Below are 13,628 nucleotides of genomic sequence, written 5' to 3'. Positions count from 1 at the left end.
GCCTACGCGGCGGCCGTGCCCGCGCGGTCCACGGCGTCCAGGGCCACGTGCCACGGGAAGTGCGCCGGGGCGTCCGGGCCGGCCGGGCCGGGGGTGAAGCCGTCCTCGCCGAACAGGACGGAGACCCCGGCGCCGCGCAGGACGGCCAGGGACTGGTCGAACTGCGGGTGGGCGGCGAGGGCGGCGTTGGTGCAGGGCATGGTGACCACGGGGGTGCCCTTGCCCATGGCCTCGGCGACGACGCCGACGACGAACTTGTCGGTGAGGCCGAGGGCCCAGGCGTTGACCGAGTTGAAGGTGGCCGGAGCCAGGAGCAGGGCGTCGGCCGCCGGCCACACGTCGGCCTCACCGGGCAGCTTGTACTGCCAGCGGACGGGGTGGCCGGTGAGCGCGGCGAGGCCGTCGAGGCTGCCGGACAGCCAGTGGGCGGCGGTGGGCGTGAGGCCGAGGCAGACGTCCCAGCCCCGGGACTGGGCGTCCTCGATGACACGGGCCACGTCGAAAACGGGCGGTGCGGCGGAGCAGAGCAGGTAGAGGGTCTTCGTCGTGGTCATGCCGCAATGTGATCATATGGATTGACCTGAAGTTGACGTGAGGGTGCCGCGCGGTCGCGATCCCGGCCGGTCGGCATCCTGGTCGGCATCTCGGTCGGCATCCGTCAGAGCGTCGACAGGAACGCCGATACGAGGGTGTTCAGTACGGCCGGCCGGTCCAGGTGCACGTCGTGTCCGGTGCCGGGGACGGAAACCGCCGTCGTCCTCGCGGCAGGGCCGGCCGAGTCGAGCATCCGCACGGACTCCGCGGGCGGGATGATGCCCTTCTCGCCGAGGACCAGCAGGGTGGGGCAGCGGACCGCGTGCCACTGCGGCCACCAGTCGCGGCCGGCGTTCCCGGAGACGGCCGCGATCATGACGGAGCGTTCGAAGCGGGGGTGCCAGCCGTCCGCGCGCAGCTCCAGACCGGCCGCCCAGGCCTCGCCGTTCAGGCCCTGGCCGGTGAGGAACTCCCGCGCGGCGGCGGGTGACGGGAACGGCACCGGCCAGGAGTCCAGCCAGTCGCCGATCTCCTGCGCGGTGCCCGGGTCCGCGGCAGCCGCGCCGGACTCCACGAGCACGAGGCCCCGTACGAGTTCCGGGTGGGCGGCCGCGGTGAGCATCGCGGTGTGGCCGCCGAGCGACTGGCCGATCAACACCGGCTGGTGCAGGCCCAGTTGTTCGCAGACGGCCCGTACGTCCGCCACGTACGCGGAGCGGGAGACGTCCGCCGGACGGCGCTCGCTCGCGCCGTGCCCGCGCTGGTCCACGGCCACGACCCGGTGGTGCGGGGCGAGGTGCGCGGCGGCCGCGTCCCACTCGCCCGCGTGACCGGCGAGGCCGTGGAGGAGGACGACGGGCGGGCGGGTGTCGCGGGCGATGGTGCTGCCGGTGCCGGAGGGGTCCGGGTCCCAGTCGCGGCAGACGAGGCGTACGCCGGCTCGGGTGACGGTGTGTTCGGTCCACATCATCCGAAGATCATCCGGTATGGGTTCCGTCGCGGCCGATGAGTTTTCGGCCCGGCCGGGGTCCATCTCCTGCAAGCGCCGATCGAGGCGCCCGACCGACGTACACGAGGTCCGCTGGGGACCCGGTGGACCCGAGGGAAGAAGGCCGTCATGACCGAACCGCTGAGGGGCCCTGTCAGCTACTTTCCTTCCATCGAGAAGAAGTACGGCCGGCCGATCTCGGAATGGGAGGCGCTCATCCGGTCCTCGCCGCTGACCCGGCACATGGAACTGGTCGCGTGGCTCAAGGCGGAGCACGGCCTCGGGCACGGGCACGCGAACGCGCTGGTGACGCACACCCTCGCGAAGCGGTAGGGAACCGGCGAGGCTCTCCCGAGCGGGCCGGAAAGATGCGTGGCCTTGTTCCGCATGTGCACGGTACTCTCCGGCAGGGACCGAATTCGGGAAGAATAATTCCGCCATGCGGAATCGATGCCCGAAGCGCCGAGCCGCATCTCGCCGCCGGTCCCGCTGAGCAACCAGGAGGAACACACCGTGACGGACCCCAAGGACCCGCAGAGCCGGCTGGACGCGCTGCGCGCAGACATCGAGCGCCGGAACCCCGCCCAGCCCGAGTTCCACCAGGCCGTCCGGGAGGTTCTGGACACCCTGGCACCCGTATTCGCGGCACGCCCCGAGTACGCGGAGCCGGGTGTGGCGCTCCTGGAGCGGCTCACCGAGCCGGAGCGGCAGATCATCTTCCGGGTGCCGTGGCAGGACGACCGCGGCCGTGTCCACGTCAACCGCGGCTACCGCGTGGAATTCAACAGCGCCCTCGGCCCGTACAAGGGCGGCCTGCGCTTCCACCCGTCCGTGGACATCGGCGTCGTGAAGTTCCTCGGGTTCGAGCAGATCTTCAAGAACGCCCTGACCGGTCTCGGCATCGGCGGCGGCAAGGGCGGCAGCGACTTCGACCCGCACGGCCGTTCCGCGTCCGAGGTCATGCGCTTCTGCCAGTCGTTCATGACGGAGCTCTACCGCCACATCGGCGAGCACACCGACGTTCCGGCGGGCGACATCGGCGTCGGCGGCCGTGAGATCGGCTACCTCTTCGGCCAGTACCGCCGCATCACCAACCGCTGGGAGGCCGGCGTCCTGACCGGCAAGGGCCAGGGCTGGGGCGGCTCGCTGATCCGCCCGGAGGCCACCGGCTACGGCAGCGTGCTGTTCGCCGCCGAGATGCTGGCGGTCAAGGGCCTGTCCCTGGACGGGCTGTCCGCGGTCGTCTCCGGCTCGGGCAACGTCGCGATCTACACGATCGAGAAGCTCCAGCAGCTCGGCGCGAACCCGCTGACCGCGTCCGACTCCCAGGGCTACGTCGTCGACGACAAGGGCATCGACCTCGCCCTCCTGAAGCAGATCAAGGAGGTCGAGCGCGGGCGCATCAGCGAGTACGCGCAGCGCCGCGGCGCCTCGGCCCGCTTCGTGCCCGGCGGCCGGGTCTGGGACGTCGCGGCGGACGTCGCCTTCCCGTCGGCCACCCAGAACGAGCTGACCGAGGCCGACGCGCGCTCCCTGATCGCGAACGGGGTCAAGGCGGTGTCGGAGGGCGCGAACATGCCCACCACGCCCGACGCGGTGCACCTGCTGCAGTCCGCCGGGGTCGCCTTCGGTCCCGGCAAGGCGGCCAACGCGGGCGGCGTCGCCGTCAGCGCGCTGGAGATGGCGCAGAACGCGGGCCGCGTGTCCTGGAGCTCGGAGCGCGTCGAGCAGGAGCTGGCGGGGATCATGCGCGACATCCACGCGGTGTCCTACGAGACCGCCGAGCGCTACGGCTCCGCCGGGGACTACGTGACCGGCGCGAACATCGCCGGCTTCGAGCGCGTGGCCGACGCGATGCTGGCGCAGGGCCTGATCTAAGGCTCCTGTCCCGCGGACCGGACCCGGTCCTGGACCCCCGGTCCCGGACCCGGTCCTGGACCCGGTCCTGGACACGGTCCCGGACCTGGACCCTGGCGACACCGGAGATGCCCGATCGGGGCCGTAGCCTGGCCCCGATCAGGCACATCCACATGCCGCAGGGGGAGCAACCAGTGCTGACCGCGCTCACCGGTGCCTACGGGGACCGGCCCGATGCCCTCACGGTGGCCGGCCGGACCACGTCCTACGAGGCCCTGCTCGGCGCCGCCCGTGCGGTGGCCGCCGATGTCGCCGGTGCCCCCGCCTTCGCGGTGACGGCGACGGCCTCCCTGGAGACCATCGCCGCCGCCGTCGGCGGACTGCTCGCCGGGGTGCCCTTCGTACCGCTGCCGCCCGACGCCGGGCCGGCCGAGCGCGAGCACATCCTGCGGGACTCCGGCGCGGTGCTCACCGAGGTGGACTTCGCGCGGCGGGCCGATGCGGGGGCGTTCGCGACCGGGCCCGGGCCCGGCCCCGCCTCCTCCGATCCGGCGCTGATCCTCTACACCTCCGGCACCACCGGGCCGCCCAAGGGCGTCGTCCTCACCGCCGATGCCGTCGCCGCCGACCTCGACGCCCTGGTCGGGGCCTGGCAGTGGAACGCCGAGGACACCCTGGTGCACGGGCTGCCGCTGTTCCACGTACACGGACTGGTCCTCGGGGTCTTCGGGGCGCTGCGCACCGGCAGCCGCCTCGTGCACACCGGCCGGCCCACCCCCGAGGCCTACGCGGCGGCCGGCGGCAGCCTGTACTTCGGGGTCCCGACCGTGTGGTCCCGCATCGCCGGGTCACCGCAGGCCGCGGCCGCGCTGAGCGGGGCCCGGCTCCTCGTCTCCGGCAGCGCCGCACTGCCCGCGCCCGTCTTCCGGGACCTGGAGCGGCTGACCGGGCTGCGGCCGGTGGAGCGGTACGGGATGACGGAGACGCTGATCACCGTGAGCGGGCGCGCGGGCGGCGAGGTACGGCCCGGTACGGTCGGCACCCCGCTCCCCGGCATCCGTACCCGTATCGCGGCGGAGCCGGGCGCGGACATCGGCGAGCTCCAGCTCACCGGGCCGACGCTGTTCTCCGGCTACCTGGGCCGGCCGGAGGCCACGGCCGCCGCGTTCACCGAGGACGGGTGGTTCCGTACGGGCGACATCGCGGGCGTGGACGAGGACGGGGTCCACCGGATCGTGGGCCGGGCCTCGATCGACATGATCAAGTCGGGCGGCTACCGGATCGGCGCGGGCGAGATCGAGAACGCGCTCCTCGACCACCCCCGGGTGGCCGAGGCCGCAGTGGTCGGACTGCCGGACCCGGACCTGGGCCAGCGGATCGTCGCGTTCGTGGTGGCCGAGGGCGTCACGGGCCCCGAACTCACGGACTTCGTCGCCGCGCACCTGTCCGTGCACAAGCGCCCCCGCGAGGTCCGCTTCGTAGCGGCGATCCCGCGCAACGCGATGGGCAAGCCGCAGAAGAAGCTCCTCCTGACGGACGGCTGACCGCCACCGGCCGTGGGGGCCGCCCGCCGCCGCGTTCCGCCCGTCAGCGGGCGTGCAGCCGCAGCCGGTTCACGTCCCCCGCGTACGTGGCCTCGACCGTGGTGGTCGTGCCGTCCGGGCGGCGGAGCGTGAACCAGGGGTCGGCGTCGAGGAAGAAAGCCAGTACCTCGGCCTCCTCGCCGTCGAACGGTGGCCGGACGGCCGCGGCCCAGCAGACGGCCCCGTCGCTGGCGTCGGCGGTCTCGTCTTCCGCGTCGAGTGCCGTGAGTTCGACGGCGAAGTCCATCAGACAGGTCTGGGTGTTGGCCCACCATTCCAGGCGGGGCAAGGGCTGCCGGGGCGGGTCAGCGGCCGTCGCGGGGGACCAGGTGGCGGGCCAGGAGTTCCAGGGCCCGGGTCACCTCGGCGAGTTGGGCGGGCTCTGCTCCGAGGTCGGGCTCGGCCGGGGTGAGGGCGCGGGCCAGGGCCTCCTCGACCTTCGAGGTTCCGGCTGCGCGTACGGCGGCCACGCGGGCGGAGGTGCCGGGCGCCGGGCGGACCAGGGTGCGGCGGCGGTCGGCCGGGTCGGGGGCCGTCTCCACGGAGCCGGCCTCGCGCAGGCGGGCGACGGCGCCGGAGACCTGGCTCTGCGGGAGGCCCGTGCGCTGGGCCGTCTCGCCGACGGTGGTGTCCGGGTGCGCGGCGATGTCACCGGCCACGATGACGACGGAACGGGTGCCGCCGGCGTACTGGCCGGAGCCGCCGGGCGGCTCGGGCAGGGCCTCTTCGCCGAGCTTCATCAAGGCCCGGCCCAGCAGGAAGAGTTCGATTCCATCCACGTGGACACGGTACATCGAAGGAGATGCATCTTTTTTAATCCATCACTCTTGATGCATCTGTTTCGATGGGTTATGTTGATTGCAGGGCAGCGGACGAAGGGTCCGGAGCCACCGCACACCGCACGCGAAGGAGCCGCACCATGTCCGCCACCGCTACTGCCACCGCCACGTCCGCAGTTGTCGGCGCGCTTCCGGTACCGGGAGCCACGCTGCACTACCGACTCCAGGGATCCGGGCCGCTGTTGCTCATCTCGCAGAGCGGGGAGGGGGACGCGGACCGCACGGTGGACCTGGTCCCGCACCTCACCGACGCCTTCACCGTGCTGACCTACGACCGGCGCGGGCTCTCCCGCAGCCGCCTGACGGAGCTCGGCCGGACCACCTCACTCGCCGAGCACGCGGAGGACGTGCACCGGCTGCTCGCGGCCGTCACCGACGAGCCGGCGCTGATGCTCGGGTGCAGCCTCGGCGCAGTCATAGGTCTGCACGTGGCCGTCCGGTACCCGGGACAGGTGAGCACCCTGATCGCACACGAACCGGTCGCCCCGAGGCTGTTGCCCGAGGCGGAGCGGGCGCATCACGAGGCGGAGCTCGCGGCGCTCCAGGCCACGTACCGCGACGGCGGGCTCGAAGCAGCCTTTCCGGAGATGGCCCGGGTCCTGGGCATAGACCTCTCCCGGCGTGACGTGGAGCCCGACCTGACACCGCAGCCCCTGGACGAGCGGCGGCACGCCAACTTCGACTACTTCATCGAGCACGACTTCTCCGCGGTCATCGGGGACACCCTCGACCCGGCCGCCCTCACCGGGACCAGGACGAGGATCGTCCCGGCCCTGGGAGCCACCACCCCGTCGACCGTCTTCGACCACCAGTGCGCGACAGCACTGGCGACCCTCCTGGACACGGAGATACGCACCTTCCCGGGCGGCCACAACGGCAACACCACCCACCCCAGGGCGTACGCGCAGCAGCTGCGCTCCCTGCTCACGGCCCCTGACGCGGCCTAGGCCGCGCGCCTCGGGTCCGTCACCGGGCTCGGCCGGGGTCCTGGTTCGCACGCGCCGTGCGGGTGGCGAGGGTGTGGAGGGAGGCGAGGAGTTCCGGCGGGCCGTCGACCTCGAAGTCGGCGTCGAGCATGAGCAGGTGCAGGGCTAGGCGGTCGGGGGTGTCCGCGCCCGCGTGGACGGTGCAGCGGGTGGCGTCCAGCGGGTCCACGCGTACGGAGTCCGGGACGCGGGCCCGGATCTCCTCGGCGGGGGCGTGGACGGTCACGCGGGCGCGGAACCGGGACAGCGCGACGTCGACCCCGCGCGGCACGAGGTCGGCGGGGGGTGCCTCCCGGGGGGTGAAGCGGGCGCCGCGGCCGGTCTTGGGGGTGAGGCGGTCGACGCGGAAGGTCCGCCAATCGGATCGGCCCCGGTCCCAGGCCATCAAGTACCAGCGGCGGCCGGTGTGCACGAGACGGTACGGCTCGGCCTCGCGCGTGGACTCGGTGCCGTCGTGGCCCCGGTACGCGAAGCGCAGGAGGCGCCGGTCGCGGCAGGCGGCGGCGATCTCCGCCAGGGTGTCCGCCGGGACGGTGGGCGCGTCGGCGCCGCCCGGCAGCAGGGCGACGGTGTGCTCCTGGAGCGCCGACACGCGTCTGCGCAGGTGGTGGGGGAGGACCTGTTCGAGTTTGGCGAGCGCACGCACCGCGGTCTCCTCGATGCCCGCGACCCCGCCGCCGGCCGCGGTGCGCAGGCTGACCGCGACGGCGACGGCCTCCTCCTCGTCGAGGAGCAGCGGCGGCAGCGCGGCGCCCGCGCCGAGCCGGTAGCCGCCCGCGACCCCGGGGACCGCGTGGACCGGATACCCCAGCTCGCGCAGTTTGCCGATGTCGTACCTGATGGTCCGCGCACTGACCGACAGCCGCTCGGCCAGTTCGGGTCCGCTCCAGTCGGCACGGCTCTGCAGGAGGGAGAGCAGGCGCAGCAGCCGTGCGGAAGTTTCCAGCATGGCGCCCATCATCCTCCGATTGCGGCAAAGACCTTGCCGCAATGAGTGGGACGGTGTGTTCATGAGCGGGGGGCGGGAGATCGTCCGGACCTGCGACCGCACGCGCACGGCTGATTCGTACACCTCGAGGAGTGCTCATGATTCTGGTCACCGGTGCCACCGGAAACGTCGGCGGACACGTGGTCCGGCTGCTCACCGACGCGGGCGCGTCGGTCCGGGTGCTGGCCCGCGACCCCCGGAAGGCGGCCGCACTCGGCGCCGCCGAGGTGGTCCACGGCGATCTGGGGCAGCCGGAGTTGCTCCCGGCGGCTCTGGACGGCATATCGGCCGTGTTCCTCTTCGCGGTGCCGGGTTCGGGCCCGGCGTTCGTGGCGGCGGCGCGTGCGGCCGGTGTCGCGCGGATCGTGATGCTGTCGTCCGACGCGGTGGACGAAGGGGCCGCCGAGCAGGCGAACCCGATCGCGCAGTACCACGCAGACATCGAGGCCGAGGTGCGCGGTTCGGGCATCGCGTGGACGCTGCTGCGGTCGGGGCACATGGCGACCAACGCGCTGCCGTGGGGCGCCCAGACGAAGGCCGGGGACGTGGTGCGCGGCCCGTACGCGGGTGCGACGAGCGCACCGGTGCACGAGGCGGACCTCGCGGAGATCGCGGTGCTGGCGCTGACCGGGGAGGGCCACGAGGGGCGCACCTACGGGCTGACCGGCCCCGAGTCGGTGACGGCCGCCGAGCAGGTGGCGCTGATCGGCGCGGCGATCGGACGTCCGCTGCGGTACGAGGAGTTGCCGCCGGAGGTCGCGCGCGAGCAGATGAGCCGCTTCATCCCGCCGTTCATCATCGACACGCTGTTCGCTGGCTGGGCGGCCTCGGTCGGTGTTCCGGCCGTGGTGGAGCCCACCTTCGAGAAGCTGACGGGCCGGCCCGCGCGCACTTTCGCGCAGTGGGCCGCCGACCGCGCCGCGGACTTCGACGGGGCGGCCGGGGCGGCCGACGGCGCCTGAGCGGGCGGGCCGGTCAGGACAGGCGCAGGTCGACGAACGGCACGGTGTGGCCGGGCAGGACGTAGCGGTCGAACTCGACGAAGCCGGCGGCCCGCGCGAAGCTCAGGCCCTCCGGGTTGGAGGCGAGGACGACGGTCTCGATGACCTCGGCTCCGAGCCCGCGGGCCTGCGCGAGTCCGTACGCGTACAGCTCGCGCCCGAAACCCCGGCCCCGGTGGTCGGGCAGGACCCGCGCGATCACGGTGGCGGTCGTGGAGCCGTCCGCCGGCGGGCGGACCGTCATGCATCCGACGAGGGTGTCGCCGAGGTAGGCCACGTCCAGGATGTTGCGCGCGGAGCGCTCCCGTACGGCTTCGAGTGACAGCTCGTCCGTGGGGATGATCAGATTGTGTACGTACTGCCAGTCGCGCAGGACGGCTTCGGAGTCGGCACCGGTTCCGGGGGCGCGGACCCGTTCCGTACGGAGGCCGGACGCGGCGGCGAGGAGGATCCGGGCCAGGTCGGACGGGGCGGAGAACATCGGCCAGTGGCCCGTGTCCAGGGTGGTCAGCCGCCAGTCCGGTCCGGCGGCCAGGAGCTTCGCCACGTCGGGGTGGAGTTCGGTGCCGTCCAGCAGGCATTTGACGTAGGTCGCGGGGAGTTCGCCGAGCGGATGGGTCAGTACGGCCGCTTCGGTGAGGGTGGCGCCGGGATGCGGGGTCGCGCCTTCGAGGAGCCGGGAGATCTGTTCGTCGGTGAGGCCCTGGCCCTCGAATTCATCGGGCCCCCGCGGCGGCCAGAAACCGCCGTTCGCGGCGATCGAGGCCTCGATCATGGCCCGGCCTTCGGGCCAGCCGGCGGAGACGAACGACTCTCCGTGCACGGGGACGTTGGCGTCGACGAAGACCACCCGGTTCAGCCGGGCGCCGATCCGCTCGGCGGCCTGGCCGACCGGGATGCCGGCGTAGCTGTGGCCGACCAGCACGACATCGCGCAGACCGAGCCGGTCGACGGCGTCGGCTATGTCCTCGACGTGTGTCTGCTGGCCGGGTGCTCCGGCCGCGGCGTCCCGCTTCTCCGCGAGGCCGGACAGGGTCAGCGCGTGCACCTCATGGCCCGCCGCGCGCAGCTCGCCCGCGACCTCGTCCCACGCTGAGGCTCCGAGCCACGCGCCTGCCACCAGTACGAATTCAGTCATGGACGTACGTTAATCGAACCGGATGTCCGCCCTGATGGGCAGGTGATCGCTGCCCGTGCCGGGCAGCGTGCGGACGCGGGTGACGGTCCCCGAGCGGGCCAGGATCTGGTCGATGCGGGCCAGGGGGAAGGATGCGGGCCAGCTGAACGCGAACCCCGACGCGGGTGCGTTCAGCCGGGCCGCGCGCAGCGGAGCCAGTCCGCGGTCGTCGACGGTGCCGTTGAGGTCCCCGAGGAGGACCACGCGCTCGGCGGGTTCCGCGGTGAGCACGGCGCCGAGGAGCGCGGCGCTCTCGTCGCGGCGGGCGGAGCCGAGGCCGGCGGGGCCCAGGCGCAGCGAGGGCAGGTGGGCCACATACACGGCGACGGGCCCGTGCGGGGTGGCGGCGGTGGCGCGCAGGGCGCGGTTCCAGTCCGGGCCGAGGTCGGCCGGCCGGATGTCCACCGGGCGGACGTCGGTCAGCGGGTACTTCGACCAGAGGCCGACGGTGCCGTGGGTGGCGTGGTGGGGGTAGTCGGCGGCGAGGGCGCCGGTGAAGGCCGGGAGGGCGGCGGGGGTCAGCTCCTCCAGGGCGATGAGGTCGGGGTGGCCGGCGGCGAGGGCGCGGGCGGTGCGGGCGGGGTCGGGGTTCTCGTCGCTGACGTTGTGCTGGACGGCGACCAGGCCGGGGCGCCCGCCCGGCCCGCCCGGCCCGTTCGGGCCGTCGGCGGGGAGCAGCAGGCCGCCGAACTGGCCGAGCCAGGCGGCGGCGGGGAGCAGTAGCGCGACCAGGGCGACGGCGGAGCGGCGCAGGAGTGCGAGACCGAGCAGGACCGGGACGACGGCGAGGCCGAGCCAGGGCAGGAAGGTCTCGAGCAGGCTGCCGAGATGCCCGGGGGTATTGGGCACGGCCGAGGGAAAACCGAGGAGCGCGGCGACCAGCAGGCAGGACAGGGCGATCCGGTGGCCCGGCCGCCCGGGGAGCCTCGGACGGCGGCGCCACCGCCCGGGTCCGGCGTCGACCGGGTCCGGGCGGTGGCGGAGGCTGCGGCGGATGCGGCGGGCGAAGGCGCCGCATCGGGCGAAGCCGCCGCGTGCGTGGCCGCTCAGTCGAGACAGAACTCGTTGCCCTCGATGTCCTGCATCACGAGGCACGATTCGTTCTCCTCGTCGGCGAGCAGCAGCTTTCCGCGTACAGCGCCGAGCGGGAGCAGCCGTGCGCATTCGGCCTCGATCACGGCCAGGCGCTCTTCGCCCACGAGCCCGGTGGCGACGCGCACGTCCAGGTGCACCCGGTTCTTGACGACCTTGCCTTCGGGAACGCGCTGGAAGTACAGCCGCGGGCCCGCGCCCGAGGGGTCGGAGCAGGCTCCCCACGCCGGACCCGGTTCCCCGGGGGCCTGCGCGCGATCGAACTCCTCCCAAGTGGCGAAGTCCTCCGGCGGCGATACGACATACCCCAGCACCTCGGCCCAGAAGCGGGCGACGCGCGCCGGTTCCGCGCAGTCGAAGGTGATCTGGACCTTCTTGATCGACAACATGGATCCATCCTAAGCACGGTGTCCCGGAGCCCCGCCGGTCGGGTGGAGTTGTGCCAGGTGGGTGCGGTACCAGGGGGCGGCCCCGGGCACGAAGGACAGCGGGTCGGGGTCGGGGTCGAGGCCCGCCAGGTGCCAGACGGAGGTGCTGAGCTGGCTGTGGTCGCGGGCCAGCAGGGCGAACTGACGCTCCGACACGCTGCCCGGGTGGGCGCGCAGTTCGGCCAGGCAGCGTTCCCACGGCCAGTCCTCGTGGACCTCCGGCAGTACTCCATGGGCCGCCAGCGCGGCCAGCAGGGCCCCGGAGGTCACCGGGACGGGGTGGCTGGCGTGGTGGATCCCGGCCGGTACGGGGTCCCCGGCGGCCGTCGCCAAGGACGCGATCAGCCCGGCCAGTTCGCCGACGCCGATGACGGACAGCAGGCCGCGGCCGCCGTCCCAGCGGGCCGGGACCCGGCGCAGCAGCTCCGCCAGGGTCGCCACCACCCAGCGGTCCCCGGTTCCGAGGACCAGGCCCGGCCGCAGGACGAGCCCGCCGGCGGCCAGCACCGGGGCCTCCGCCTCCAGCCGGGTGCGGCTGGCCACGGACGCCGGATCCGGCGCGATCCCGTCGACCTCGATCCCGCGGTGCGGGTGGTTCCCGTAGACCGCGGCGGTGGACAGGTGGACGAGGCGCTCCGTGCCCGCCCGCACGGCCTCGGCCACGAGGGCCGCGCCGCCCACCACGTTGACCGCGTGGCAGCGCTCCGGGTCCCTGCCGATGTAGGAGGCCAGGTGCACCAGTGTGTGCGCGCCCTCGCAGAGCCCGCGCAGCGACGCGGGATCGGCCAGGTCGGCCTTCACCCACTCCACGCCTTCGCGCGGCGCGCCGGGCGTGCGCACGAGGGCCCGTACGCGGATGCCGGGACGGCGGGCCAGGATTTCCAGTACGGCGGAGCCGATGAAACCGGTGGCTCCCGTCAGGACGATCGCCTTCGGCGCGACAGCGGTACGGGAGGGCTGCATGGGCTCGACGTTATCGCCGGACCGGTCAACGGATCCGACCGTTAACGGCGTTAACGCCGTTAATCGAGTGGGGCTCGGTCCGGCAGCCAGCCGGCCTCGTGCGCGGCGGCCAGCGCGATGTCGGTGAAGCGGGCGGCGACGGGTGACGGGGAGTCGGGCAGGACCAGGTGCGTGGTGAGCGGCCGGGTCCCCGGCGGCAGCGGGATCCAGCGGAGCCAGCCGGGCAGTTCCCGGCCGGACGACTCTCCTACGAGGCCCAGGGTGCGGGCGTCGCGCAGGGCGCTCTGGGTCGGGTCGAAGGCGATCGGGCGGGTGGCGAGCTGCGGGGTCAGCCCTTCGGCGTGGAAGAGCGCGAGCACCTCGTCGTAGTGGGCCGGGTTCGCCGCCCGCTCGTGCAGGAGGAGCGGGAAGGCGGAGACGTCGGCGGGGGTGAGCCCGTAGCGCCCCGCGAGGGGGTGGTCGCTGCTCAGGAGGATGCCGCGGCGCTCGGTGCGCAGCGCCAGCAGCCGGATCCCGGGGACGGCTTCGGGCGTCCGGGCGATGCCCGCGTCCGCCCGCCCGGCGAGCACGGCTTCGGCGATGTCCGGGGTGCGCAGGGTCTCGGCGGTGACCTGGAGGCCCGGCAGCCGACTGCCCACCGCTTCTACCAGGGCGGGCACGGTCCCGTAGCCGGTGCTGGTGCTGTAGGCCAGGCGCAGCCGGCCGAGCTCGCCCTCTCCGGCGCGGCGGGCGGCCTCCCAGACGGCTTCGAGCGCGGCCAGGGCGTCGGGGCCGCGTTCGTACACGGCCCGGCCGGCTTCGGTGAGGCGGACCACGCGGGTGGTCCGGTGCAGCAGGCTGACGCCGAGTCGGCTCTCCAGGCGGCGGATCTGGGTGCTGAGCGCGGGCTGGGCGATGTGCAGCCGCGCGGCGGCCCGGGTGAAGCTTCCCTCCTCGGCGACGGTCAGGAAGTAACGGAGCAGTCGGGCCTCGGGCATCGTCACGGAGCCATCGTACGGAGCCGTCGTAGGGGCGGACCTGGATTCATACCCGGGGGTTATGAGTGGAGAACCAGCAGGTCTTTCCCTTCGGATCACCCCGCTGCCTACCGTCGTGGACATGACCTCCCACCTGACTTCCCCTCCGAGTTCCCCCCTTTCCGAAGCCCTTTCCGAAGCCCTTTCCGAACCCCGCTCCGAAACGCTTTCCGCGC

15 protein-coding genes and 1 pseudogene are annotated in these 13,628 nt (G+C 73.5%); 5 read left to right on the top strand and 11 right to left on the bottom strand.

Annotated elements, in window-relative coordinates:
- Positions 1–2: 2 nt before the first annotated feature.
- Positions 3–554, bottom strand: coding sequence for a flavoprotein (locus tag OG490_RS38705; RefSeq protein WP_330301436.1), 552 nt, complete (start codon positions 552–554; stop codon positions 3–5).
- Positions 555–658: 104 nt separating this feature from the next.
- Positions 659–1,504: an alpha/beta fold hydrolase gene (locus tag OG490_RS38700; RefSeq protein WP_330301435.1), complete on the bottom strand. Its 846-nt coding sequence runs from the start codon at positions 1,502–1,504 to the stop codon at positions 659–661.
- Between the two features lie 147 nt (positions 1,505–1,651).
- On the opposite strand from OG490_RS38700, the gene OG490_RS38695 reads away from it, so the two are divergent.
- The 3 genes from OG490_RS38695 to OG490_RS38685 all read left to right on the top strand — a co-directional run bounded on the left by OG490_RS38695 (position 1,652) and on the right by OG490_RS38685 (position 4,923).
- Positions 1,652–1,855 carry a DUF4287 domain-containing protein gene (locus tag OG490_RS38695; protein ID WP_330301434.1) on the top strand — a complete coding sequence of 68 codons (204 nt, stop codon included), beginning with the start codon at positions 1,652–1,654 and terminating at the stop codon, positions 1,853–1,855.
- Positions 1,856–1,972: 117 nt separating this feature from the next.
- On the top strand, positions 1,973–3,400 hold the full coding sequence (gene gdhA / locus OG490_RS38690) for an NADP-specific glutamate dehydrogenase (protein WP_443066022.1): 1,428 nt from the start codon (positions 1,973–1,975) through the stop codon (positions 3,398–3,400).
- Between the two features lie 173 nt (positions 3,401–3,573).
- Positions 3,574–4,923, top strand: a complete 1,350-nt coding sequence (locus OG490_RS38685) for an AMP-binding protein (RefSeq protein ID WP_330301433.1) — start codon at positions 3,574–3,576, stop codon at positions 4,921–4,923.
- 43 nt (positions 4,924–4,966) lie between these two features.
- On the opposite strand, the gene OG490_RS38680 is transcribed toward OG490_RS38685, so the two are convergent.
- Positions 4,967–5,209 (bottom strand): hypothetical protein, encoded by a 243-nt coding sequence (locus OG490_RS38680; protein WP_330301432.1) that lies wholly within the window; start codon positions 5,207–5,209, stop codon positions 4,967–4,969.
- Positions 5,210–5,267: 58 nt separating this feature from the next.
- Positions 5,268–5,741, bottom strand: a complete 474-nt coding sequence (locus tag OG490_RS38675; RefSeq protein ID WP_330301431.1) for a MarR family transcriptional regulator — start codon at positions 5,739–5,741, stop codon at positions 5,268–5,270.
- A 140-nt stretch (positions 5,742–5,881) separates the two neighbouring features.
- Between OG490_RS38675 and OG490_RS38670 the strand changes: the two genes are divergently transcribed.
- Positions 5,882–6,748: an alpha/beta fold hydrolase gene (locus OG490_RS38670; RefSeq protein ID WP_330301430.1), complete on the top strand. Its 867-nt coding sequence runs from the start codon at positions 5,882–5,884 to the stop codon at positions 6,746–6,748.
- Between the two features lie 19 nt (positions 6,749–6,767).
- Here OG490_RS38670 and OG490_RS38665 read toward each other — a convergent pair whose 3' ends face one another.
- Entirely contained in the window at positions 6,768–7,736 is a 969-nt protein-coding gene (locus OG490_RS38665) for a helix-turn-helix transcriptional regulator (protein WP_330301429.1), read from the bottom strand.
- Positions 7,737–7,873: 137 nt separating this feature from the next.
- Between OG490_RS38665 and OG490_RS38660 the strand changes: the two genes are divergently transcribed.
- Positions 7,874–8,737 (top strand): NAD(P)H-binding protein, encoded by an 864-nt coding sequence (locus tag OG490_RS38660; RefSeq protein WP_330301428.1) that lies wholly within the window; start codon positions 7,874–7,876, stop codon positions 8,735–8,737.
- Positions 8,738–8,750: 13 nt separating this feature from the next.
- Here OG490_RS38660 and OG490_RS38655 read toward each other — a convergent pair whose 3' ends face one another.
- The 6 genes and pseudogenes from OG490_RS38655 to OG490_RS38630 form a co-directional block, all read right to left on the bottom strand.
- Positions 8,751–9,116 carry a GNAT family N-acetyltransferase gene (locus OG490_RS38655; RefSeq protein ID WP_330301513.1) on the bottom strand — a complete coding sequence of 122 codons (366 nt, stop codon included), beginning with the start codon at positions 9,114–9,116 and terminating at the stop codon, positions 8,751–8,753.
- A 93-nt stretch (positions 9,117–9,209) separates the two neighbouring features.
- A pseudogene (locus OG490_RS38650) lies at positions 9,210–9,914 on the bottom strand (alpha/beta fold hydrolase); the annotation flags it as partial.
- Positions 9,915–9,923: 9 nt separating this feature from the next.
- Positions 9,924–10,949 carry an endonuclease/exonuclease/phosphatase family protein gene (locus tag OG490_RS38645; RefSeq protein WP_443066026.1) on the bottom strand — a complete coding sequence of 342 codons (1,026 nt, stop codon included), beginning with the start codon at positions 10,947–10,949 and terminating at the stop codon, positions 9,924–9,926.
- Positions 10,950–10,999: 50 nt separating this feature from the next.
- Positions 11,000–11,434, bottom strand: coding sequence for a VOC family protein (locus OG490_RS38640; RefSeq protein WP_330301427.1), 435 nt, complete (start codon positions 11,432–11,434; stop codon positions 11,000–11,002).
- A gap of 9 nt (positions 11,435–11,443) precedes the next feature.
- Positions 11,444–12,436: an NAD-dependent epimerase/dehydratase family protein gene (locus OG490_RS38635; protein ID WP_330301426.1), complete on the bottom strand. Its 993-nt coding sequence runs from the start codon at positions 12,434–12,436 to the stop codon at positions 11,444–11,446.
- 59 nt (positions 12,437–12,495) lie between these two features.
- On the bottom strand, positions 12,496–13,413 hold the full coding sequence (locus tag OG490_RS38630; protein WP_330301511.1) for a LysR family transcriptional regulator: 918 nt from the start codon (positions 13,411–13,413) through the stop codon (positions 12,496–12,498).
- Positions 13,414–13,628 lie beyond the last annotated feature (215 nt).

The organism is Streptomyces sp. NBC_00503, from assembly GCF_036346895.1.
GTDB lineage: Bacteria > Actinomycetota > Actinomycetes > Streptomycetales > Streptomycetaceae > Streptomyces.
Note: the sequence above shows the minus strand (reverse complement) of the source record. Positions and strands in the feature narration are given on the sequence as shown.